The 22,439-nt window shown below is 68.7% G+C and carries 25 protein-coding genes; 9 read left to right on the forward strand and 16 right to left on the reverse strand.

What is annotated here, in order from left to right; all coding sequences use genetic code 11:
• Positions 1 to 6 precede the first annotated feature (6 nt).
• From tdh to ITJ64_RS04875, 4 genes are all read left to right on the forward strand, one after another.
• Positions 7 to 1,038 carry an L-threonine 3-dehydrogenase gene (gene tdh / locus ITJ64_RS04860; protein ID WP_194679608.1) on the forward strand — a complete coding sequence of 344 codons (1,032 nt, stop codon included), beginning with the start codon at positions 7 to 9 and terminating at the stop codon, positions 1,036 to 1,038.
• Entirely contained in the window at positions 1,038 to 2,213 is a 1,176-nt protein-coding gene (locus ITJ64_RS04865) for a glycine C-acetyltransferase (protein WP_194680740.1), read from the forward strand. The genes tdh and ITJ64_RS04865 overlap by 1 nt, the downstream gene beginning before the upstream one ends.
• Before the next feature lie 159 nt (positions 2,214 to 2,372).
• Complete coding sequence (locus ITJ64_RS04870) at positions 2,373 to 2,786, forward strand: MarR family winged helix-turn-helix transcriptional regulator (RefSeq protein WP_228507671.1); 414 nt, start codon at positions 2,373 to 2,375, stop codon at positions 2,784 to 2,786.
• A 5-nt stretch (positions 2,787 to 2,791) separates the two neighbouring features.
• The gene (locus ITJ64_RS04875; RefSeq protein ID WP_228507676.1) at positions 2,792 to 3,889 is read left to right on the forward strand and encodes a CE1758 family FMN-dependent luciferase-like monooxygenase; all 1,098 of its coding nucleotides are present in this window, start codon (positions 2,792 to 2,794) and stop codon (positions 3,887 to 3,889) included.
• Between the two features lie 44 nt (positions 3,890 to 3,933).
• Here the strand turns inward: ITJ64_RS04875 and ITJ64_RS04880 are convergent, their stop codons facing one another.
• From ITJ64_RS04880 to ITJ64_RS04915, 8 genes are all read right to left on the reverse strand, one after another.
• Positions 3,934 to 4,692 (reverse strand): SDR family NAD(P)-dependent oxidoreductase, encoded by a 759-nt coding sequence (locus ITJ64_RS04880; protein WP_194679610.1) that lies wholly within the window; start codon positions 4,690 to 4,692, stop codon positions 3,934 to 3,936.
• A gap of 32 nt (positions 4,693 to 4,724) precedes the next feature.
• Positions 4,725 to 5,039, reverse strand: coding sequence for a hypothetical protein (locus ITJ64_RS04885; RefSeq protein WP_194679611.1), 315 nt, complete (start codon positions 5,037 to 5,039; stop codon positions 4,725 to 4,727).
• Positions 5,040 to 5,125: 86 nt separating this feature from the next.
• The gene (locus ITJ64_RS04890; protein WP_194679612.1) at positions 5,126 to 5,575 is read right to left on the reverse strand and encodes a MarR family winged helix-turn-helix transcriptional regulator; all 450 of its coding nucleotides are present in this window, start codon (positions 5,573 to 5,575) and stop codon (positions 5,126 to 5,128) included.
• A gap of 23 nt (positions 5,576 to 5,598) precedes the next feature.
• Positions 5,599 to 6,348, reverse strand: a complete 750-nt coding sequence (locus ITJ64_RS04895; protein WP_194680742.1) for a maleylpyruvate isomerase family mycothiol-dependent enzyme — start codon at positions 6,346 to 6,348, stop codon at positions 5,599 to 5,601.
• Position 6,349: 1 nt separating this feature from the next.
• Positions 6,350 to 7,186 (reverse strand): fumarylacetoacetate hydrolase family protein, encoded by an 837-nt coding sequence (locus tag ITJ64_RS04900; RefSeq protein WP_194679613.1) that lies wholly within the window; start codon positions 7,184 to 7,186, stop codon positions 6,350 to 6,352.
• Positions 7,187 to 7,201: 15 nt separating this feature from the next.
• On the reverse strand, positions 7,202 to 8,278 hold the full coding sequence (locus ITJ64_RS04905) for a cupin domain-containing protein (RefSeq protein WP_194679614.1): 1,077 nt from the start codon (positions 8,276 to 8,278) through the stop codon (positions 7,202 to 7,204).
• A gap of 86 nt (positions 8,279 to 8,364) precedes the next feature.
• Positions 8,365 to 9,105 carry an SDR family NAD(P)-dependent oxidoreductase gene (locus ITJ64_RS04910; protein WP_194679615.1) on the reverse strand — a complete coding sequence of 247 codons (741 nt, stop codon included), beginning with the start codon at positions 9,103 to 9,105 and terminating at the stop codon, positions 8,365 to 8,367.
• A gap of 31 nt (positions 9,106 to 9,136) precedes the next feature.
• Complete coding sequence (locus ITJ64_RS04915) at positions 9,137 to 9,598, reverse strand: SRPBCC family protein (protein ID WP_194679616.1); 462 nt, start codon at positions 9,596 to 9,598, stop codon at positions 9,137 to 9,139.
• Positions 9,599 to 9,782: 184 nt separating this feature from the next.
• Here ITJ64_RS04915 and ITJ64_RS04920 point away from each other — a divergent pair, with 184 nt between their 5' ends.
• A complete protein-coding gene (locus ITJ64_RS04920; protein WP_194679617.1) occupies positions 9,783 to 10,592 on the forward strand; it encodes a GntR family transcriptional regulator in 810 nt (269 codons plus the stop codon).
• A gap of 57 nt (positions 10,593 to 10,649) precedes the next feature.
• Here the strand turns inward: ITJ64_RS04920 and ITJ64_RS04925 are convergent, their stop codons facing one another.
• Positions 10,650 to 11,570, reverse strand: coding sequence for a VOC family protein (locus ITJ64_RS04925; RefSeq protein WP_194679618.1), 921 nt, complete (start codon positions 11,568 to 11,570; stop codon positions 10,650 to 10,652).
• A gap of 88 nt (positions 11,571 to 11,658) precedes the next feature.
• Between ITJ64_RS04925 and ITJ64_RS04930 the strand changes: the two genes are divergently transcribed.
• The 3 genes from ITJ64_RS04930 (at position 11,659) to ITJ64_RS04940 (ending at position 14,552) form a co-directional block, all read left to right on the forward strand.
• Positions 11,659 to 12,426, forward strand: a complete 768-nt coding sequence (locus tag ITJ64_RS04930; protein ID WP_194679619.1) for an IclR family transcriptional regulator — start codon at positions 11,659 to 11,661, stop codon at positions 12,424 to 12,426.
• Between the two features lie 90 nt (positions 12,427 to 12,516).
• Entirely contained in the window at positions 12,517 to 13,767 is a 1,251-nt protein-coding gene (locus tag ITJ64_RS04935; RefSeq protein WP_194679620.1) for a flavin-dependent oxidoreductase, read from the forward strand.
• Positions 13,764 to 14,552: an SDR family NAD(P)-dependent oxidoreductase gene (locus tag ITJ64_RS04940; RefSeq protein ID WP_194679621.1), complete on the forward strand. Its 789-nt coding sequence runs from the start codon at positions 13,764 to 13,766 to the stop codon at positions 14,550 to 14,552. Before ITJ64_RS04935 ends, ITJ64_RS04940 begins: the two co-directional genes overlap by 4 nt.
• 87 nt (positions 14,553 to 14,639) lie before the next feature.
• On the opposite strand, the gene ITJ64_RS04945 is transcribed toward ITJ64_RS04940, so the two are convergent.
• Genes ITJ64_RS04945 through ITJ64_RS04965 form a run of 5 tightly spaced genes read right to left on the reverse strand, consistent with a single transcriptional unit; the run spans position 14,640 to position 20,234 of the window.
• Positions 14,640 to 16,100, reverse strand: coding sequence for an aldehyde dehydrogenase family protein (locus ITJ64_RS04945; RefSeq protein WP_194679622.1), 1,461 nt, complete (start codon positions 16,098 to 16,100; stop codon positions 14,640 to 14,642).
• 30 nt (positions 16,101 to 16,130) lie between these two features.
• Positions 16,131 to 17,144, reverse strand: a complete 1,014-nt coding sequence (locus ITJ64_RS04950; protein WP_194679623.1) for a PDR/VanB family oxidoreductase — start codon at positions 17,142 to 17,144, stop codon at positions 16,131 to 16,133.
• Positions 17,126 to 18,223: an aromatic ring-hydroxylating dioxygenase subunit alpha gene (locus ITJ64_RS04955; RefSeq protein WP_194679624.1), complete on the reverse strand. Its 1,098-nt coding sequence runs from the start codon at positions 18,221 to 18,223 to the stop codon at positions 17,126 to 17,128. The genes ITJ64_RS04950 and ITJ64_RS04955 overlap by 19 nt, the downstream gene beginning before the upstream one ends.
• Positions 18,224 to 18,264: 41 nt before the next feature.
• Positions 18,265 to 19,347, reverse strand: a complete 1,083-nt coding sequence (locus tag ITJ64_RS04960; protein WP_370545041.1) for a zinc-binding alcohol dehydrogenase family protein — start codon at positions 19,345 to 19,347, stop codon at positions 18,265 to 18,267.
• Positions 19,344 to 20,234 carry a fumarylacetoacetate hydrolase family protein gene (locus ITJ64_RS04965; RefSeq protein WP_194679625.1) on the reverse strand — a complete coding sequence of 297 codons (891 nt, stop codon included), beginning with the start codon at positions 20,232 to 20,234 and terminating at the stop codon, positions 19,344 to 19,346. Before ITJ64_RS04965 ends, ITJ64_RS04960 begins: the two co-directional genes overlap by 4 nt.
• A gap of 182 nt (positions 20,235 to 20,416) precedes the next feature.
• Here ITJ64_RS04965 and ITJ64_RS04970 point away from each other — a divergent pair, with 182 nt between their 5' ends.
• On the forward strand, positions 20,417 to 20,785 hold the full coding sequence (locus ITJ64_RS04970) for a nuclear transport factor 2 family protein (protein ID WP_194679626.1): 369 nt from the start codon (positions 20,417 to 20,419) through the stop codon (positions 20,783 to 20,785).
• Here ITJ64_RS04970 and ITJ64_RS04975 read toward each other — a convergent pair.
• A complete protein-coding gene (locus tag ITJ64_RS04975; RefSeq protein WP_194679627.1) occupies positions 20,776 to 21,651 on the reverse strand; it encodes a fumarylacetoacetate hydrolase family protein in 876 nt (291 codons plus the stop codon). The two genes, ITJ64_RS04970 and ITJ64_RS04975, sit on opposite strands and share 10 nt — an antisense overlap.
• Positions 21,648 to 22,439, reverse strand: coding sequence for an IclR family transcriptional regulator (locus ITJ64_RS04980; RefSeq protein ID WP_370545042.1), 792 nt, complete (start codon positions 22,437 to 22,439; stop codon positions 21,648 to 21,650). The genes ITJ64_RS04975 and ITJ64_RS04980 overlap by 4 nt, the downstream gene beginning before the upstream one ends.

Genomic DNA, 22,439 nt, shown 5'->3' on the forward strand with positions numbered 1-22,439 from the left:
GTCGCGATGAAAGCGCTGGCGAAGGACACCACGGGCCCCGGTCTCGTGCTGACCGACCGACCCGACCCGGTCGGCGGCCCCTTCGACGTGACGATCGCGGTGCTCCGCACGGGCATCTGCGGCACCGACCTGCACATCGAGAGCTGGGACGACTGGGCCGCGGGGGTCATCCGGCCACCCCTCATCCCCGGCCACGAGTTCTCGGGACGGGTGGTGGAGGTCGGCGACGCCGTGACCTCCGTGCGGGTGGGTGACCTCGTCTCCGGCGAGGGTCACATCGTCTGCGGTGTCTGCCGCAATTGCCGAGCCGGTCGCCGTCATCTGTGCGTGCACACCTTGAGCGTCGGGGTGAACCGCGACGGCGCGTTCGCGCAGTACGTCGCGCTGCCCGAGCAGAACATCTGGGTGCACCCGGCCGATATCGACCTCGATCTTGCCGCCATCTTCGATCCGCTCGGCAACGCCGTGCACACCGCACTCTCTTACGAGATGGCGGGCGAGGACGTGCTGATCACCGGCGCCGGGCCGATCGGGCTGATGGCGGCACGCGTGGCCAAGCACGTCGGGTCGCGCAACGTCGTGATCACCGACGTCAACGCCGAGCGGCTCGCCCTCGCGCGGTCGATGGGGGTGGATGTCGCCGTCGACGTCTCCTCGGACTCCGTCGCCGATGCCCAGCAGACGCTCGGGATGCGCGAGGGCTTCGATGTGGGGCTCGAGATCAGCGGTCGCCCCTCGGCCCTGGTGGAGATGCTCGAAAACATGAACCACGGCGGCAAGGTGGCGCTGCTCGGCCTTCCGACGGAGCGCTTCGACATCGACTGGGCGAGCGTGGTGGGGCGCATGATCACGATCAAGGGCATCTACGGGCGCCAGATGTTCGAGACCTGGTACCTCATGGCCGCCATGCTGCACTCCGGTCTCGACGTGCAGCCTGTCATCACCGACCGCCTTCCGGCCGCGGACTGGGCGGAGGGCTTCGACATCGCCCGCCGCGGCGCCGGCGGCAAGGTCGTTCTCGATTGGAGCACCCTGTGATCAACGACAGCACCCTCGACGAACTCGACGCGACTCTCGACGAAATCTGCGACGCCGGGCTCTGGAAGGTCGAGAACCCGCTCGACTCGCCGCAGGGCGGGCACATCGTCTCGCACGGCGAGCAACTGGTGAATTTCTGCTCGAACAACTACCTCGGGCTCGCCGACCACTCGGCGGTGGTCGCGGCCGCCAAGCACTCCCTCGACCGCTGGGGCTTCGGCATGGCCAGCGTGCGCTTCATCAGCGGCACACAGTCGCAGCACCTGGACCTGGAGGCGGCGCTCACCGATTTCCTGGGCACCGAGGCCTCCGTGCTCTTCCCCTCGTGCTTCGACGCCAACGGCGCCGTCTTCGAGACGCTGCTCGACGACCGCGACGCGGTGATCTCGGACGAGCTGAACCACGCCTCCATCATCGACGGCATCCGGTTGTCGAAGGCGGCGCGGCATCGTTACCACAACCGCGACATGGCCGACCTCGAACTGAAGCTCCAGGCCACGGCCGGGGCCCGACGCCGCCTGATCGTGACCGACGGCGTGTTCTCGATGGACGGCTATGTCGCCCCGCTCGACGAGATCGTCGCGCTGGCGCGCCGCTATGACGCGATGGTGATGGTGGACGACTCGCACGCGGCCGGGTTCGTCGGGCGGCGGGGAGCCGGCACACCGGAGCTGTTCGGGGTGACCGATGACGTCGACATCCTCACCGGGACCCTCGGCAAGGCGCTCGGCGGCGCCTCCGGCGGGTATGTCTCTGGCCGCTCCCCCGTCGTGGAGCTGCTGCGGCAACGCGGGCGGCCCTATCTCTTCTCGAACTCCGTACCCCCGGTGGTGGTCGCCGGGAGCCTCGCGGCCCTGGAGATCGTGACCTCTCCCGACGGCGACGCCCGACGGGCGCAGCTGGCGGCCAACGCGGCGCGGTTGCGCGAGGGCCTCACCGGCCTGGGCTTCGAATTGCTGCCGGGCGCCCACCCCATCATCCCGGTGATGATCCCGGAGGCCCCGGAAGCGGCCTCGCTCGCGACCGCACTCCGGCGGCAGGGTGTCGCGGTGACGGCCTTCGTCTACCCCGTCGTACCGCTCGGCCGCTCGCGCATCCGGGTGCAGGTGTCGGCGGCACATACGGAGGAGGACATCGCGATCTGCCTGGGGGCGTTCGCGGGCGCTCTGGTCTGACCGGCGGTCGGCGGGAATGCGCCGAGGGATTTACTTGTTCAGACAGGTAATATCCGCGACAAGGGAGAGAACGTGAACAGGTCTGCCACGGAACCCACACCGATTCCGGCCTCGGCCGACAACGGCGTGGTTAGTCACGCCATCTTTCGGATGACGCGGTTGCACAAGCTCCGGGCCGGCCAGCTCCTGCGCGAAGTGGGACTCCACCCGGCTCAGGAGCTCGTGATGATGCAGCTCTGGGACAGCGGGCGGCAGCGCCAGACCGATCTGGTGCGCCAGCTCGGGTCGGATGCCGCCACCATGACCCGCACCATCCAGCGGCTCGAGAACGCGGGCTTCGTGCGGCGGCTGCCCTGCGACGACGACAAGCGGGTGACCCTCGTCGAGTCGACGGAAGCAGGGTCGGCGTTGCGACCGCGGGTCGACGCCCTCTGGTCCGAACTCGAGGCCGACACCGTCCGCGGACTCTCCCCTGCCGAACGAACGCTCTTTCTCGGGCTGCTGAACCGCACCGAGACGACCCTGGCCACCGCCGTCGATACGGCAGGCGCCTCCACCACCGACAGAAAGTGACCACCATGACCGACGAGACCACTCCCGAACCCGGAGCCGTGCAGTTCGGCTTCTTCAGCATCGGCGACCGCAAGGCCGACCCGGCGACCGGCCGCATTCCCACGGAGACCGAAAGACTGCACGGCATGGTCGACCTCGCCGTGGCGGCGGAGGCATCCGGACTCGACGTGTTCGCCATCGGCGAGCACCACAACCCGCCGTACGTCACCTCGGCCCAGACCACCCTGCTCGCCTACATGGCAGCGCGCACGGAACGTCTGCGGCTGTCGACGGCCACCACGCTCATCACCACGAACGACCCGGTGCGGCTGGCCGAAGAGCACGCCGTGCTGCAGCACCTCTCGCGTGGCCGGAGCGACCTGATGCTCGGCCGCGGCAACACCGGCCCGGTCTACGCCTGGTTCGGCAAAGACGTCCGCGACGACGTGGCGCTCTCGGTCGAGAACTACGACCTGCTGCGCCGGCTCTGGCGCGAGGAGCAGGTCGACTGGTCGGGCCGGTTCCGCACTTCGCTCACCGCCTTCACCTCGATGCCACGGCCCTTCGACGACACGCCGCCGTTCGTCTGGCACGGCTCGGTGCGCACGCCGGAGATCGCCGACCAGGCCGCGTACTACGCCGACGGCTTCTTCTCGAACCACCTCTTCGCACCCTCGCAGCACACCCAGCGCATGGTGCAGCTCTACCGCGAGCGCTGGGAGCACCACGGGCACGGGCCGGGCGAGCAGGCCGTCGTCGGTCTCGGGTCGCACGTGTTCATCGCCAAGAACTCGCAACAGGCGCTCGACCAGTACCGGCCCTACTTCCGCAACAGCGGCATGTTCGGCTCGATGCAGCTCGAGGACTACATGGCGGCCACGCCGTTCGTCGCCGGCAGTCCGCAGGAGGTCATCGACAAGGTGCTCGGCTTCCGCGAGTACGCCGGCGACATCGCGCGGCTGCTGTTCACCGTCGAGATCGGTGGCGTTCCCGGGTGGTTGGCACAGGAGCAGATCGAACTCCTCGGCTCGGAGGTCGTTCCGGTGCTGCGGCGCGAGATGTCGTTCAGCGGCGACCGTCGCTTCGCCGGTGAGGCGCCGCGCGAGGCGACGCTCGCCGGCTAGCGACGGGCTCGGTTCGACTCCGGGGCTCGGTTCGACTCCGGGGCTCAGTGCGTGGAGTAGCCTCCGTCGACGAGCAGCGACGTGCCGGTGACGAACGACGAGAGCTCCGAGCCGAGCCACACGACTGCGTTGCCGATGTCGCGCGGCAGGCCGAGGCGACCGATCGGATGCTCCTTCAACAGCATGTCGCTGAAGCCCGGGTGCTGCACGTCGAGCGCCTCGATCATGGGGGTGCGGATGACGCCCGGCAGGATCGTGTTTACCCGGATGCCGCGCCCCGAATACTCCATCGCCGCCGCCTTGGTGAGGCCGATCACCGCGTGCTTTGACGACACGTAGGCGGACTGCCCGGGCAGCGCGACGATGCCGAGCGCCGAGGCGGTGTTGATGATGGAGCCCTCGCCCTGCTTGAGCATCTGCGGGATCTCGGCCTTCATGCTGATGAACACGCCCGTGTAGTTCACGGCGATGAGCTTCTGGAACTCCTCGACCGGCACGTCGGCCAGGTCGAGGCCCGAGAACTCGATTCCGGCGTTGTTGTGCGCGACGTCGAGGCGGCCGTAGGTCTCGACGGTCTTCGCCACCAGCCCCTCGAACGAGGCGAGGTCGGTGACGTCGGTCTTGTGGAAGAAGGCGTCGTCACCGGCGCCCACGTACTCGATGGTCTCCCGTCCCGCGTCCTCCGAGATGTCGGCGACGGCGACCCGTGCTCCGTTCTCGAGCAGGACCCTTACCGTCTCCCGGCCGATTCCGCCGCCGGCTCCGGTGACGAGGGCGACCTTGCCGCTGAGTGTGTCTGGCATTCTTGCTCCTTCTATGTGGGGGTGGATGTGACTCAGAGAGGCTTTCCGCGCAGGTGGCGCGTGACGGTGATCGCGACGAGCAGGGCCAACCCGTTGAAGGCCGGCTCGACCGGCACACCCCGGGAGGAGGCGTAGTCGCGGATGTCGTCAGAAGTCATTCCGGCGTCGAGCGCGTCGTAGTAGGTACTCGGCGAGATCGCGAGACTCGTGAAGCCGCCGGCCACCGCCGCCTCCACGTGGTCGTGCAGCGGGCGGGAACGAATGGTGGCGGGCCAGAACTCGTACGACAGGGCATGCCTGTCGGAGTTCGTGAGGGGCGTTTCGGCCACCGGATCGGGTAGTGCCACGACATCCTCTGCTTTCGCGTCATTGCGTCGAGTAAGTGTATACACATATCGGCGCGTAACACCAGAGCGAGTAGCCCGATCAGAGGTCAGGGAGCGTCGGGGGCAGTGCGCCCGGCCGCCGCCGCTAGCACCTTCCCTAACAGCCGACGGAGATCGCGCTGCTCGTCCGGCGAGAGCGTGGCTGTGAGCACGTCGTCGACGCGAGCCACCCGCGGCAACAGTGCCCGCACCTCCACCCGCCCCGCATCGGTGAGCTCGAGCACGTTGCGCCGCCGATCGGTCGACGCCCGGATGCGCGCGATGAGTTCCCGGCGCTCGAGCCGGGCGACGATGTCGGCGATGGTCGAGCGGTCGAGGTCGAGCTCGACGCAGAGCTGCTGCTGACTCGCCCCGGGGGTGCGCGCGAGCACCGCGAGCACGCCGAACTGCACGCTCGTCACCTCGGCGGAGACCTCGCGCTGCCAGGCCGCGACGTGGGCCTGCTGGGCGCGACGGATGAGGTACCCGGTGTAGTCGGAGACGTCGCGCGGATCCATCGGCCCGATTATCGCACGCGGGGTCAGAGCCAGCGGGGCGGTTCCGGCAGCTCTCCCCCACCCGCCCGTTCGACGCCGACGGCGTTGCGCCCCGTGGCCCAACTGGCGAGCTGCGCCGCGGTGCCCGTGAGGACGATGGCTTCGGGGGCGGTCGGGACAGCCTCGCGCCCCGGCCGGTCCGTCGGGGCGAACGCGTACACCGGCAGCCCCTCCTGCACACGGCGACGATCCCAGGAGCGCGCCACGTCGTCGAGCAGCGCATCCACCAGACCCGGCGGGAAGTCGCGGAACGACCCGCCGCTGCCGAGGTCGACGGCATGGATCCAGACCTCGCGGGTGCGCATCCACACGGTCTCCGACACCGGCACCAGCCGGCCGAGCGCGGTGCGCACCTCGTTCGACCACGCAGCATCCGGCAGGTCGCGCCACTCGACGCTCAGGTGGATGGCGGCGTGGTCGGAGAGGTTCCGCAGCGCCTGCGGCGGCAACGTGGCCGCCACGTCGATCTCTTCGGCCCGCTGCGTCGGCGACTCGTACATCGGCGTCTCGACGCCGGTCGCCGCCCACTCCGTCAGCCGCGTGATGGCGCGGGCGTTGAGCCCGACGTGCGCGATGACGTGCCGGCGATCCCAGCCGGGCAGCAGCGACGGCTCGTCGAACTCGGCGTCGCCGAGCTCGGCGAGCTTGCGCGAATAGTACGCCTGCCCGCGCCGGGCGAGGAGCAGTGCGTCGATGATGGCCGGATCGGTGACCCGGTCGGTGCGGGCGACGATGTCAGTCCCCCTCGACGATCACCTGGTTGACGAGCGTGCCGATGCCCTCGACGGAGGTGCTGAGGCTGTTGCCGTCGACGAGGTAGCGCGGAGGCTTCCGGGCGTGCCCGACGCCCCCGGGGGTGCCGCTCGCGATGACGTCGCCGGGGTTGAGCGTGAAGATCTGCGAGATGTACGACACCAGCGCGGCCGGGTCGAAGACGAGGTCGTCGGTGATGGCGCTCTGCACGACCTCGCCGTCGACCTCGGTGCGCAGCTCGGTGTCGACGCCGTAGTCGTCGGCTGTCACGAGCACCGGTCCGAAGGGCGCCGACTTCTCGAACGACTTGCCCTGGAACCACTCCGGCGTGCGGTACTGGTAGTCGCGCATCGTCAGGTCGTTCATGACCGAGTAGCCGGCGATGGCCAGCGCTGCGGCGTCGCGGTCGAGCCGGCGCGCGGCGGCACCGATGACGATCGCGAGCTCGCCCTCCCAGTCGAGGGCCTGTGCCGCGTAAGCGGGCAGCACGATCGGGTCGTACGGACCGATCACCGCTTCGGGGTACTTCGCGAACAGCGTCGGGTACTCCGGCAGCTCGCGCCCCATCTCGAGGATGTGCGACCGGTAGTTCAGGCCCACGCAGACGATCTTCGAGGGGGCGGGCACTACCGGCGCCCATGCGCTCCTCTCGATCGAGTTGAGCGGATGCGCGGGGCCGGCTCCGGCGGCGGCGAAGGCCTTCCAGTCGTCTCGGGCGAGCAGGGCGCCGATATCGGGCACCCCGAGCTCCACGGCCGTGCCGTTGTCAATCCGCACCGCTACGGTGCCGGTGGGGGTTCGGAGGGTTGCGAGTCTCATCGAAGTGCTCTCGTTCTAGTCGGCGGACGGGATGTAGCTGCGAGCGAAGTTCAGGCGGTCCATGATCGGTCCGTCCGAGAATCGGAAGAGGTCGAACGAGGTGTCGGCGTGCAACGACCACGGCACCCAGCTGGGCACCACGAAGAGGTCTCCGGTCTCGAGCCGCGTCTCGACGCCGCCGAGCACGACCGTGCCCTCCCCCTCGAACACCTGCCAGACCGACGAACCGACCTCGTGGCGTTCGGGCGTCGAGATGCCCGGGCGCAGTCGGTGGAACTCGCAGCGGATGGTCGACATCACGTCGCCACCGGTGGTCGGGTTCACGAAGCGGATGGCGGCGTGCCCCTGTTCGAGCGTGGCGGGGAATCCCTCGTCCTCCAGTGCGAGCTGCTCGCGGAGCGCGGCATCCGTGTGCTCCCAGCGATAGGCGCTGAGCGGCGAGCTCACCTTGTTTTGCAGCACCGACATCGGGCGGAGCCCCGGATGCGCCCACAGGCGTTCGGCGCGCGACACCGGCGGCGACGCCTCGTCCGTCACGCGTTCGGAGCCGAACTCGAAGAACCCGACATCCATCTGGCTGGCGAAGGGGATGTCGAGCCCGTCGATCCAGGCCATCGGGTTCGGCGTGTCGTTGTGGTGACCGTGGAAGTTCCAGCCCGGCGTGAGCAGCAGGTCGCCCCGCCGCATCGCGACCGGGTCGCCGTTGACCACCGTCCACACCCCCTCGCCTTCCACCACGAAGCGGAAGGCGTTCTGTGAGTGGCGGTGTTCGGGCGCCGTCTCGTGCCCGCCGAGGTACTGAATGGCGCACCAGAGCGTGGGGGTCACATAGCCCGTACCGGGCAGGCCCGGGTTGGTGAGACCGACCGCGCGACGCTCACCACCGCGACCGACGGGCACGAGTTCGCCCGAGCGCTCCGCGATGTCGAAGAGCGTCCTCCACCGCCACACGTGCGGCACCGCTTTCGGTGCCGGCGTCATGGGCATGAGGTCGTCGCGCTGCGTCCAGAGCGGGGCCATGTCGTTGGCCGCGAAATCGCGGTAGAGCTGTTCGAGTTCCGGCGTGTCGGCCGAACCGTCCATCTGCTGCATTGCATCCTCCTCGAGCGACTGTCTCGATAATACTCAGTACCCCAACGGTTGGGAAGACCCCGCGGGCCGGGCCCGAAGGCCCGGGGTCAGTTGGCCAGCCAGCCGCCGTCGACCGGCAGCACCGTGCCGTTCACGAACGACGCCGCATCCGAGCACAGCCACACCACGGCCTCCGCGATCTCCCGCGGCTGGCCGTACCGGTTCTCGACCGTTCGGGCGATGATTGTGTTCATGATCTCGGTCGGCACGGCGGCGGTCATCGGCGTCTGGATGGGCCCCGGGGCGACGGCGTTGATCCGCACCCCCGTGCCGCCGTGGTCGATCGCCGCCGCCTTGGTGAGCCCGGCCACGGCATGCTTGCTGGCGGTGTAGGCCACCTGGCCTCCGGCGCCCACGAACGACCAGATCGACGCCGTGTTGACGATTGCGCCCGACCCGGCCGCGAGCATCTGTCGCAACTCGTACTTCATGCCGTAGAACACGCCGCCCAGGTTGATCCGGAGCACGCGGTCGAAGTCGTCCTCGTCGAGGTCGGGCACCGGCCCCACGATCGAGATGCCGGCGTTGTTGTGCGCGTAGTCGAGTCGACCGAACCGCGTCACGGCCTGGTCGACCACGTCGCGCACCGCCGCGGGGTCGGAGATGTCGGCGACGACCGGCAGCACCTCGGCACCCAGGGTCTCCACGGCGGCCACGGTCTCGTCGAGCCCCGCCCGGTCGGTCACCACCACCCTCGCGCCACGGCGGGCGAACGCCAGGGCGCTCTCGGTGCCGATGCCACCGGCCGCCCCGGTGACGAGGGCCACTTTTCCGTCGAATTCAGACATCCGCTTCTCTCCTCGCTCGTCGTCGACCGGGTCAGCTCGCGACGCCGGCGGTGACGCGATCGCGCACGGCGTTGAGAGTGGTGCGGACGGCGGCGAGGTAGTCGCCCTGCATCTGCGCGCCGTACTCGCGCTCCTGGTCGCTGCCGGGCTCGACGCCGTCGAACACGATGCGGAAGGTGAAGGTGAGCTGGTCGTCGCCGTTCTCGTCGACACCGATCTCGTTGTCGATGGTGCCGCGGGCCGAACCGTGCGTGCGCACGAAGTGCACTAGCTTCTTGGGGTAGAAGGTCACGACCTCCCGCACGGGACCGTTGTGCACGATGTCGCGCACGAGGCCTCCTTCGAAACGCTCGACCACCGTGCAGGCCGTGATGGCCTCGACGTAGGGCAAGGGGTTCTCTGCCTTCTCGACCAGCCCCGCCCAGACATCGTCGACGGTCAGGATCGGGAGGGTTCCGTCGTTCATCGGGATGCTCTTAGTGAGTTCGATCATTGTTCACTCCATCGTAGAAAGCCGCCACGCCGTCGTGGCCGGACCGGATCGTTGTACCGGCACTCTACCCGTCTCGCGTCAATGTGTCTACACTTTATTGGATGGCGGTACGACCTCGTTCGGTCGACGGCTGTATACACTAAGTACGCGCGACAGCGCCGATTCGAATCAGACAGGATGCACGATGCCGGTTCGCACCGACGAGGGGTACGAGAAGCTCTCGATCCCCACGTTCACGAAGACCCGCGACACGAGCGACCAGATCCACGCCTACCTCCGCCACCTCATCATCGACGAGGTGCTCCCGGCGGGAAGTGAGCTGAACCAGGCCGAGCTCGCCCGACGCATGGGCGTCTCGCGCATCCCGATGCGGGAGGCCTTCCGGATGCTGCAGCAAGAGGGTCTCATCGACGTGCAGCTGAACCAGCGTGCCGTCATCCGCGAACTCGACGCCCACGAGGTCGACGACCTGTACGGCACGCGCATCGCCCTCGAGTCGCTCGGGGTGCGGATCACCTCCGGCCACCTCACCGAGGCGGAGGACGCGAGCGCCAGCACGCTCCTGCAGCTGATGCGCGACTCCGTGGCGAGTGGCGACATGGCGGCCTGGGTCGCGGCGCACCGGCGCTTCCACTCGGTGTGCACCATCCGAGCCGGCGAGCCGCTCGCCCGGCTCATCCTGAGCTACTCCGAGCGCACCGAGCGCTATCTGCGATTCGCCCAGCTCGCCCACCCGGGCGCCTTCGGGTCGGCGGAGCTCGAGCACCAGGCCATCCTCGACGCCCTGCGCAGCGGCGACGCCGCTCGGGGCGGAGCCCTCATGGCCGAGCACCTCTCGCACACAGCGCGGATCGTGCTCGCCGACCTCGGAAGCACCGACGAAGCAGGCTCGACCATCACCGAGGCCTTGGCGATGTCGACCGGCGCCGAAACGGGAACGCGCCCGGGCGTGGGGCCCGGGCGCGCGTCGTTCGACGGCCGACCGATCGACTGACCCGACCAGCCGAGTGCCGATCGGGTCAGTGCATGATCGGTTCAGTGCTCGATCACGTCAGTGCACGATGAGGTCGGGGTTCACCGGCCCCCAGCTGTTCACCGCGATGGCGTCAACCTCCCAGGTGCGCGGGTACTGAGGGAACTCGTTGTGCCACGGTCGCGGCTCGAAGTACCCCTTCGACTCGTCGATGATCTGATCGAGCTGGGTGAAGAGCTCGATCATGTTGCCATCGGGGTCTTTGTGGTACGTGAAGATGTTGTGGCCGGGGCCGTGCCGCCCCGGGCCCCAATCGAGCCGGTACTCGTACGACGCCAGGTGGTCGAGCATGGTCTGCAGGTGGTTCAGATCGCGCATCTCGTAGGCGATGTGGTGCATGCCCTGCTTGATCGACGACTCGAGGAAGTTCGCGGCGTGGTGGTCGGAGTTGCAGCGGAGGAACACGAAGAAGTCGCCGATGGTGTCCGACCATTTGAATCCGAGCAGGTCTTTGTAGAAGCTCTCGAAGGTGCCGAGGTCGGGCACGAAGGCGGCGACGTGGCCGAGCTTGGTGGGTCGGATGGGCGTGTACCCGGTGACCCCGCTCCCCGATTGCCCGTCGAACAGGTGGATCGGCGTGCCCGTTAGCGGCTCGTTCAGCACCAGCACGTCGGGAGTCGACGGGGCGATGTCGCTGCGCCGCTCGGTCTCATAGCCGGCCTCGCGGAGCCGCCGCTGCGCATCCGCCAGGTCTTCGAAGATCTCATAGCCCACGAAGCTCCTCGGCACGACAGCGCCGCTCTTCAGCACCACCGAGTGGTGGTCGAAGGTGGTGGTGAGGAACGCCTCGTCACTCCCCTTCTCGACGAGCACGAAGTCGAGCACGTTCGTGTAGTAGTCGACCATGCGATCGAGATCGGTCGTCTCGAAGCCGACGTAGCCGAGCTTGGACACCGTGACGGGCGTGCCGCCGGGCGGACGAACGCGATTTTCACTCATGGGATTGTTCCTGTCTGTCGAGAGCTTCCTTGCTGTCGAGCAATAGTGTATACACATTAGCAGCGAGACGTCAACGTATCATTCAGCCATGTCTAGCACTCCCTCCGAGTTGCCCCCCTACGCGATCGAATCGGTCGACAACGCTCTGCGCCTGCTGCTGCTGTTCCAGAACCGGCAGAAGCTCCGGGTGAGCGACGTCAGCGAGGAACTCGGCATCGCACGCTCGACCGCCCATCGACTGCTGGCCACGATGGCCCATCGCGGGTTCGTGTTCCAGGAGCGGGGCTCGAAGGGGTACTACCTCGGTCGCGCCCTGCTCGAGATCGGGCTCTCGGCCTCTGGGCACCAGGGCATCCGGAGGGCGGCCCGCCCGCATCTCGAGCAGCTCGCCGAGGTGACGCACGAGACCGCCAGCCTGATGGTGCTGGAGGGCGGGGGCAGTCGGTTCATCGACAGTATCGAGAGCGACCAACTGGTGCGGGTCGCCTCGCGCACGGGAACGCTGCTGCCAGCCCAGGCCTCCTCCGGCGGCAAGGTGCTGCTGGCCGAGCTCGACGAGACCGAGCTGCGCACTCTCTTCGCCTCGGGGTTCAACGCGCTCACGACGCAGACCATCACCAACTGGTCCGACCTGCTGAGCGAGCTGAAGGTGGTGCGCGACCGCGGGTACGCCACCAACCGCGGCGAGACACTCACCGGTCTCCGCGCGATCGCCGTGCCGGTGCGCGACCACGAGGGCCGCACGATCGCATCGCTCGCCCTGAGCGTGCCCGACCAGCGGGTGGCGCTCTCCGCGCTCGAATCGTTCCTGCCCGACCTGCGAGCGACGGCGGAGGCGATTTCCTTAGATCTCTAAGTATTCCGCACAGGAGAATTTTTAACTAATAATTCTTCCTGCGACAACAGTACGCCTACCATCGTGCCAACAGTCACAGGAGGAACAATCATGGACGGATCCACCGCTCTCATCGCCGGAGGCGGCATCGGCGGGCTGACCCTCGCCCTCGAGCTGCACGCCGCCGGCATCCCGTGCCGGGTCTTCGAAGCAGCACCGGAGCTGCGACCGCTCGGCGTCGGCGTCAACATCCTTCCCCACGCGTCGGCGGTGCTCGACGGGCTGGGGCTTACCCCCGCGATGGCCGAGATCGCGATCGAGACTATCGAGTCGGGGTTCTTCAACCGCTTCGGCCAGGAGATCTTCACGGAGCCCGCCGGCAAGCGGGCCGGGTACGACCACGCCCAGTGGAGCGTGCACCGGGGCGACTTCCAGATGATGCTCTACCGCACCGTCGTCGAGCGACTCGGCGAGGACGCCGTGCAGCTCGATCACAAGCTCATCGGTTTCGAGCAGGACGCGGACGGCGTCACGGCGCACTTCCAGTCGCTCGCCACGGGCGAGCCGCTCCCCTCGGCCCGCGGCGGCATCCTCGTCGGCGCCGACGGGATCCACTCGGCGGTGCGCAAGCAGCTCTACCCGAACGAGGGCCGCCCGCGCTACTCGGGCATCAAGATGTGGCGCGGCACATCGGTGGCCCCGGCCTTCCTGAGCGGCGCCACGATGGTGCGCGCCGGCTGGCTGCAGGACGGCAAGCTCGTCATCTACCCGATCCGCGAGAACGTCGACGGCCAGGGCAACCAGCTGGTCAACTGGGTGGCCGAACTCGAGACCGACTTCGAGGCCGACCGCAACTGGGGAGCGCGCGGCGACCTCGAAGAGTTCATCGGCGCGTTCGAGGACTGGACCTTCGACTGGCTCGACGTGCCCGCGCTCATCCGCTCCTCGGAGGCCATCTTCGAGTACCCGATGGTCGACCAGGATCCGCTCGAGCAGTGGACCTTCGGACGCGTGACCCTGCTCGGCGACGCCGCGCACCCCATGGTGCCGCGCGGCTCGAACGGGGCAGGCCAAGCCATCCTCGACGCCCCGGTGCTCCGCCGCTTCCTCGAGACGGCCGCCAGTCCCGCCGAGGCACTCGCGCAGTACGAAGCCGTGCGGCTGCCGGCCACCACGGCCGTGGTGCTGAAGAACCGCGACACGCCGCCCGACGCCATCCTCCGCGAGGTCTGGGAGCGCACCGACGACAAGCCCTTCGACGACATCGGAACGGTCATCTCGCACGACGAGCTGGTGGCGCTGTCGAACTCGTACAAGACCGTGGCCGGCTTCGCCGTGCCCGTCGGCGGTGACGGCGAATGAGCACGTCCGACGGCACTCCGGCGGGCGCGCCCGTCGGCCCGCCCGTGGTCGTCATCACGGGTGGCGCCCGCGGCATCGGCGCTTCCCTGAGCCGCGACTTCGCCGAGGCCGGTGCCCGGGTCGCCATCGCCGACGTGCTCGACGAGGAGGGTGTCGCGTTGGCGTCGGCCCTCACCGCCGACGGCCGTGAGGCCTTCTTCCGCAGTACCGACGTCACGAGCGCGGAGTCACTCGACGCGCTCGTGGCCGAGACCGTCGAGCGGTTCGGCCGCATCGATGCGCTGATCAACAACGCCGCCATCTACCAGGGGTTGGGGGGCAAGACACCGTTCTCCGAGATCTCCCCCGAGCTCTGGGATCGCGTGATGTCGGTCAACGTGAAGGGCGTCTGGCTCGCCACGCGCGCCGTCTACGAGACGATGAAGGCCCAGGGCTACGGCCGCGTGGTGAACGTCGCCTCAGCCACCGTGCACACCGGCGTGCCCTTCTTCGCGCACTACACCGCGTCCAAGGGCGCGGTGATCGCGCTCACCCGCTCGCTGGCGAAAGAGGTGGGCCGCGACGGTATCACGGTGAACGCCGTGGCACCGGGGCTGGTCGACAACGAGTCGTCGGCCGCGCTCAACGACAAGAGCTACTTCCCGGTGCTGGCGCAGATGCGCGCCATCCCTCGCAGCATGCTGCCCGACGACCTATCGGGTGTCATGAAGTTCCTCACGTCGCCCGCCAGCGATTTCGTGACCGGCCAGACCATCGTGGTCGACGGGGGCGTCGCGTTCTCCTGACCGAGCGCCCCTCACCCCACGAGGAAGGCCCCGCAGCATCCTCCGGCTGCGGGGCCTTCCTCGTGGAACGTTTTCCTCTAGGGGGCGCTAGATCTGCGCCTGCATGTCGGTGCGGTCGGCGATGATCTGGAGCTCGGTCGACTCGTCCACCGAGATCTCGCCGTGGCCGCGACCCACGCCGCTCTGTTTGAACCCGCCGAACGGCATCGACGCATCCGACGCCCCCACCCGGTGCACGTTCACGAACACGGAGCCGGCCTGGATGCGCCGGGCCAGCCCGAAGGCGTGCTCGGTGTCGTCCGACCAGACCGAGGCCGCGAGTCCGTACTCGCTGTCGTTCGCGAGCGCGACCGCCTCCTCCTCGCTGTCGAAGGGCAGGATGGGCACCGCGGGCCCGAACTGCTCCTGCTGCACCAGCGGGGAGTGCTGGTCGAGGCCCGACACCACGGTGGGCAGCATGAAGAAACCGTCGGTCTCCTCGACCCCCTCGTACCGGCCCGCCGGTCGCACGCTAGCCCCCTCGCGCCGGCTCGCCTCGACGAGTTCCTTCACCGTGTTCAGCTGCGCCTTGTTGTTTAGCGGGCCCATCGAGACGGCCGGGTCGAGCCCGAAGCCCACCACGAGCTCGTCCGCCGCCGCGGTGAACGCGTCGACGAATTCGCTGTAGCGCGAGCGGTGCACGTAGAGGCGCTTCGGGGCGTAGCAGACCTGCCCCGACGTCATGAAGGCACCGCGCAGGATGCCCTGCACCAGTCTGTGGTTCACGGTCGCGCTCTCGAGCACGATGGCGGGGTCGTTCCCGCCGAGCTCGAGGCCGAGGCTCTTGAGATTGCTGCTGGCGTCGCGCATGATGGTGCGCCCGGTCTCGGTGCTGCCGGTGAAGCTCACCCGCCTGACTTTCGGATGCGTGGTGAGCGCCACGCCGACTTCGCCACCGGAGCCGGCCACCACCGAGAGCACACCCTCGGGCAGTTCCTGCACGAGGCGCTGCAACGTGGCCGAGAGGGCCAGTGGGGCGTTCTCGGGCAGCTTCACCACGACGGTGTTGCCGGCCAGCAGGGCCGGTGCGTACATCAGCGTGGCCAGGAGCACGGGGTAGTTCCAGGGCACGATCACTGCGACCACGCCCATCGCCACGCGGCGCTCGATGATGCGGCCGCGCGCGTCGTCGAGCACGGTCTCGCGCTCGACATAGTCGGCCAGGCCTGCGTAGTAGCGGATGGTCTTGGCGGTGTTCGTGATCTCGGCCGTCGCATCCGCCAGCACCTTGCCGTGCTCACGGGTGAGGAGCTCGGCGATAGCGGCCCGCTCGAGGTCGATGGCGTCGGCCGCGCGGAACAGGGCGGCGGCGCGCTCGTGCGCACCGAGGCCCGACCACGACGGGAAGGCGGCATACGCCCGGTCGACGGCCTCCTCGGCCACGGCGGCGCGGCCGCGGGTGAGCACCCCGACCTCCTCCACGAGGCGGGCGGGGTTCCGCACCGAGAACGGTTCGCCGACGTGCGTCGTGGCGGCGCGGACCGGCGGGGTGAGAGTGCTGTCGGGCATGGTTGTTGTCCTTCGCTCGGGCGGGATCGGCTAGGAGACGTCGATCGTGACGACGGGGAGGGAGTGGCCGGCCGGGCGCTCCCGGCCGTCGGCGGGTACGGTGCGGATGACGCGCGACACGCAGCAGCACATCTTCGTGGCGGCGTTCTGCTGCCGCTCGCTGTAGAACACGTCGCGGTGATCGATTGTGCCGTCGAGCTCCAGCACGCGCACCTCGCAGAGCCCGCACTCTCCCTTGCGGCAGTCGAACATCATGTCCACGCCGGCGGATTCGAGGGCCTCGAGCATCGACCGACCGGTCGGGATGGTGGCTTCGACGCCCAGGCGCGGAATGCGCACCACGAACTCCTCCGGGTCGAACCAGCCGCTGTTGCCGAAGGTCTCGTAGCGGAGGTTCGGGTACGACAGGCCGCTGTCGGTCCACTGTCGGCGCACCGCATCCATCAGCCGGATGGGGCCGCACATGTAGAGCTCGGTGTGCACGTCGAGGCCGGCCAGCAGGGCGGGCACCTGCAGGGAGGTATCTTCGTCGTCGACGTGCACCACGAGGTTCTCGCCGTGCTCCTCGCGCAGCGGCTCGAGGTAGGCCATCGCCTCGCGGCTGCGGCCCGCGTAGACCAGCGTGTAGTCGGCGCGCGCGTCCTTGAGGGTGCGCGCCATGTTCACGAGCGCGGTCACACCGATGCCCCCGGCCAGCAGCACGTACCGTTTCGCCCCGATGCGCAGCGGGAAGTTCTGCAGCGGCTGCGTGATCTCGAGCCGGTCGCCCACGGCCAGACCGTGCATGTACACCGAGCCGCCACGCGACGCGGGCGCCTTGAACACCGTGATGGTGAGGCGGGTGCCGTCGTCGCTCGACTCGACGATCGAGTACGACCGCTTGTCTTGCTCGCCGTCGATGACGACCTTGAGGTCGACGTGCGAACCCGGCTCCGCGCGCTTGGGCAGCTGCGGCTCCAGCACGATGCGCTGGATGTCGATCGCCACCTGGTCGATCGCGACGACGGAGGCGTGCTGCCAGACCTCTACGTTCGTGGCTGCCACGGTGCCCCCTCGGCTTCCAGTGCGCGCTCGATCAGGCGACGGATCCACATGCCGCCGGCGTCGATGTTGAGGTTGTAGAACTCGTAGCTCGGCATGGCGTCGATGGCCACCTGTTGCGCGTTCAGCATCGCGGTGTCTTCGCGGAACACCCCCGCGATGCCGTCCTTGATCTGCGTGGTGAGCTTCTGGCTGTCAAGCAGGTAGTTGCGCATCCAGGCCCAGAAGTAGCGGCTCGTGGTGTCGGTCGAGGGCGAGATGGTGTTCATCACGTACCCGTTGATGCCCTGGCTGCGATCGCCCTCGGGCGCACCTGTGCCGGTCTTCGCCACTCCCACGTCGATGCAGATGGTGGAGGGGAACTCGTACCGGATGATCTGCCAGCGGTCGACGTTGCCCTCGAACCCGGGGAACTTCGCGTTCATCTGCCCGCGCATGAACGGCACCGGCTCGATGTCGATCATCCAGCGCGAGAGCGTCACGCTGTTCGCGCCGTGGGTCACGATGAAGTCGGACGAACTGATGTTCTTGCCGCCGATGCTCGAGGTGTGGATGAACTCCTCGTGCGTGAGGTCCATCAGGTTGTCGAGCACGAGCTGGTAGTTGCAGTCGAGGTCGATGGTCTCGCCGTCGCCCGCCCACTTCGGGTCGTCCATCTGATGCATATCGGGGATCTTGTCGGGGTCGGCCAGCAGCGGGTCGCCGAGCCAGACCCAGATGAAGCGGTACCGCTCGACCGCGGGGAACGAGGGCACCGTGGCGCTGGGGTTCAGCACCTCCTGCGCGGGCATCGAGACGCAGCGCCCGGCCGAGTTGTAGACGATGCCGTGATACGGGCACTGGATGCCGTCTTTCCCGACGACCTTGCCCATCGAGAGGGGCGCGAGCCGGTGCCAGCAGGCATCCGCGAGCGCCACCACCTCACCGTCTTCGGTGCGGTAGAGCGCGAGCGGCTGGTTGGCCACCCGCACGGCGAGGGGCTTCCGCACCACCTCGCGGTCCCACGCCGCGACGTACCAGGCGTTCAACGGGAAGCGGAGGGTCTTGTTGGTGGTGGAGCTGGTGGATTCGACGATCGTCATGAGATCTTCCTCTCGAGTACCGGCGGTTTCGGTGGAGCTGGTCAGTCGACCGTGAGGGCGACGCGGCCGACGTTGCCCCCGCTCTCGACGTACTGGTGGGCGGCGGCGGCGTCGGTGAGCGAGAAGGTGCGGTCGACGACGCTCCGGAAGCCCGCCGACACCTCGCCCCAGGCCTTCTTCGCCGAGTTCAGGTTGCTCGAACGCACCCCCACCACCCGCTGGCCGAGCGAGTACAGGCGCTGCAGGTTGATCGGCACCTGGTGGCCGAGGAAAGCTCCGGAGCTGACGACGGTGCCGCCGGGGGCGAGCACCTCGAAGCCGTGCTCCCAGATGAGCGGGGCTCCGAGGTTGTCGACGATGACCTGGGCCCCCTTGCCGCCGAACGCCTCGCGCACGCGGTCGGGGAAGTCGCCGTCGATGGCGTCGAGCACGTGGGTGAAGCCGAGTTCGCGCAACCGCTCGCGCTTGCTCTCGTGCCGGGAGGTCACGATCACGTCGGCACCGAGGTGCTTGGCGAGGAGCGCCGTGGTCGACCCGAGCGCGCTCGTGGCGCCCTGCACGATCACCCGGGTGCCGGGGCCCACTCCCCCGGCGCGGTCGAACTGGTTCATCGCCACCCCGCCCGCGAGCGCCACCGACACGGCCTCGACCGGGTCGATGTCGGCGGTCACCGGGAGGAGGTTCGCGGCGGGCACCCGACTGTACTGGGCGTACGCGCCCTGGCGGTGGGTGCCGATGATCGCCACGCTCGAGGCCAACTCGCCGAACCCGGCGAGCACCATCTCGTCATCCGCGGGCACGACCACGGGGAACACGGCGACGCGGTCGCCCACGCTCACCCCGTCGACCCCGGGCCCCACCGCGGCGACCGTGCCGGCGTGCTCGGCGCCGAGCACGTGCGGGAACTGGAAGGTGGCGTACGGATGCTTGCCCGAACGGGCCACGATGTCGAGCAGGCGCCCGACACTGACGGCTCCGACGCGCACCAGCACGTCACCCGGCCCGGGCTCCGGCACGGGCATCGATTCCGGCTTCAGCACCTCAGGACCACCGAACTCCCGGAAGACGACCCCCGTCATCTCGCTCGGCACACTCTGCACGGCGGGCCAGGCGACGGCGGTCACGACGCCACCACCGTGTTCGTCAAGCGCCCCACACCCTCGACCTCGGCCACGATCACGTCGCCCACCGAGAGGAAGTCGCCTCGCGGCATCCCGACCCCCGCCGGTGTGCCGGTGAGGATGAGGTCGCCCGGCTCGAGCGTCAGCCACCGACTGGCCGCCGCCACCAGGCGGTCGACGTCGACCACCATCTGGGCGGTGGAGGAATCCTGTTTGGTGACACCGTTGACCGTCAGCGTGACGGCCAGGTTCTGCGGGTCGGCGATGGTGAAGGCCGGCACGAAGCCGGGGCCGATGGGGCAGAACCCGTCGAGGCTCTTATGCGCCACCCAGTCCCAGGCGAAGGCCGGGAACACCGATTCGGTGCGCTTGAAGTAGCCGCGCGCCGAGATGTCGTTCGCCACGAGGTAGCCGGCCACGTGCGACCGGGCCTCCTCGACCGGCACGTCACGGCAGCGGTCGGCGATCACCACCGCCAGCTCCGCCTCCCAGTCGAGCTTCGGATCGGGGCGGCCCGGGTAGGGGATGCCGTCGCCGTCGCCGATGACCGTCGTGGTCGGCGACTTGAGGAAGAAGAAGGGCTCGGCCTCGGGGTCGGGCCGGTCGGTGCCCATCTCGGCAGCGTGGTCGTAGTAGTTCGCGCCCGCGCAGATGATCTTGTTCGGGAAGGTCAGCGGAGCGAGCAGCTTCGCGCCGTCGACGCGGCTGAGCGAGTCGGGATCGGTCGAGCGGAGGGCCTCGTTCCAGCGCGGCCAGTCGGCGAGCGCCGCCAGCAGGGTGGTGGGCCACTCCTCCGGAAGTTGGCGGATGTCGGCGCCGACCTGGAGTCCCAGTCGAGGCACGGTGTCGCCGGCGGTGTATTGAACGACCGACCATGCGGGCTGATTCATGACTTCTCCTATCGAACGCTCCATCGCGCTCCTTAAGTGTATACACAAAAGCCTGATTGACACAAGACGGGAGGTCGGCGGGGATTGTGATCATTAAGTGTAGACACATTGGTGAACGACTTCTATATTGGAGCCAGCCGATCCGAGGCCCTTCAGCAATGACGCTAATCCAGGAGACCGAAATGACCACTCTCAGCACCCTCAGCACGCACGATGTCTTCGCCGCGATCGATGCCAACAAGAGCGCCGAGTTCGCGGAACTCTTCACCCCCACCGGCCGCTTCACCTTCGCCAACGGCGATCCCATGGTGGGCCCGGAGGCGATCAAGGGCGGCGTGGAGTACTTCTACACGACCATCAAGGGGCTGCGGCACCAGGTCGTGCAGGAGTGGACCGTCGGGCACGACACGATCGTCGAACTCTCGGTCTCGTACGACCGCCACGACGGCGGCAACGTCACCATCCCGGTCACCACCATCTGGTCGGTCGACGACGAAGGCCGGTTCGAGGACTACCGCATCTTCGGCGATCTGACGCCTGTCTACGCCTGACGGCGCCGGAACGTCGTGGTGACGGAGCCGACCTTCTCGACCGACACCGTCACGGTGTCGCCCGACGCGAGGAAGGCTCCGTCGCCCGCCCCCACGCCCGCCGGCGTGCCGGTGAGGATGACGTCACCCGGCTCGAGCGTGGTGAGACGCGAGGCGAACGCGACCAGCTCCACCACCGAGAAGTGCAGGTCGGCGGTCGTGCCGTCCTGACGGAGCCGACCGTTCACCGTCGTGCGTACGGCGAGCGGCTCCTCCCCGAGCTCCCAGGCCGGCAGCAGGTAGGGCCCGATCGGGCAGAACCCGTCCTGGCCCTTGTGCGCCAGCCAGTCGAAGGCGAACGCCGGCCCGAGGGGCGTCGCCACGCGGAACGGCCGTCGCGCCGACACGTCGTCGGCCACGATGTACCCGGCGATGTGGGCGGATGCCTCCCCCGGCTCGATCCGCGAGGCCCGCACCCCGATCACCACCCCGAGCTCTGCCTCGAAGTCGAGGTTCACCTCCGGCCCGAGATCGGTCAGCACGGTTGCGCCGTCGCCGACGATCGCGCTGGCGGGCTTCAGGAACAGGTAGGGCTGCGCGCCCTCCGGTGGCGGCGGCAGCTTCATCTCGGCCATGTGGTCGGTGAAATTGGCCCCGGCGGCCAGGAGCTTGCCCGGCCGCTCGACCGCGGGCAGGTCGAGCACCGGGTCATCGGCGAGCTCCTCCCCGAGTTCGACGTGGCGCAGGGCCGCACTCGCAGCGGGCCAGGAACGCAGCAGCTCGTCGATGGTGAGATGCCGCACGGCCCGCGGCGCGCGATGGAACCGGCCATCGTGCTCGACGACGATCTGCCTCGAGCCGTCGACCGAGGCTTGGGCCAGTCTCATCCGGAGATCGTCTCGGCCGAGCGTGGCTGCGCCTCGACGGGCTTGCTCAACCAGGCCGCCGTGATCTGCGCGACCGACTCGGCCGCACGCTCGATGATCCGCTCGCGCGCTGCTGGACTGAGCCGGAATTCCGGGCCGGCGACGGTGATCGTCATCGGCGGCTGCCCCACCAGACCGAGGCCCACGGCGCAGGCCCAGACGCCAGGCTCGAGCTCCTGCTCGCTCGTCGACCAGCCACGTGCACCCGTGCGGTCGATCTCCACGAGGTCGGGCTGCGCGTCCTGGGGCAACACCTCGATCCTGCGCTGTCGCTCGTCATCTGACATCATGGCCAGCAGCATCCGCGTGGTGGCGCCCGCGCCGAACTCGAAGATGTGCCCCACCGGGAAGTCCAGGCGAAGGGCGTGCGGCGAGGGGATGCTCAGCATGCAGACCGCCACATTGCCGGCCTGCCGGGTCAGCATCACACTCTCCCCCACCTCCAGCGCCAACGCGTGCACGAACGGCGAAGCGATGGCCACCGCGTTCTGCACCACCATGGCGGCACGGGCGGTGGGCAGGATGCGCGGGGTCAGCTGCAACTGCGAGCCCGGGCCGTCTTCCAGCATGCCGAGCTCGCGGAAGAGCGCCGTGTAGCGGTAGATGCTCCCCATCGGCAGGCCCAGCAGCACGGCGAGATCGGCGGGGGTGTGTCGTGGCGACTCCGGAGTGAACGCGAGCAGCAGTTGCAGGGCGCGCCGGGCGCTCCCGACCCCGTGCGTCGTCTTGGTCTCATCGTCGATCGACAC

The organism is Herbiconiux sp. VKM Ac-1786 (assembly GCF_015350805.1).
GTDB lineage: Bacteria > Actinomycetota > Actinomycetes > Actinomycetales > Microbacteriaceae > Herbiconiux.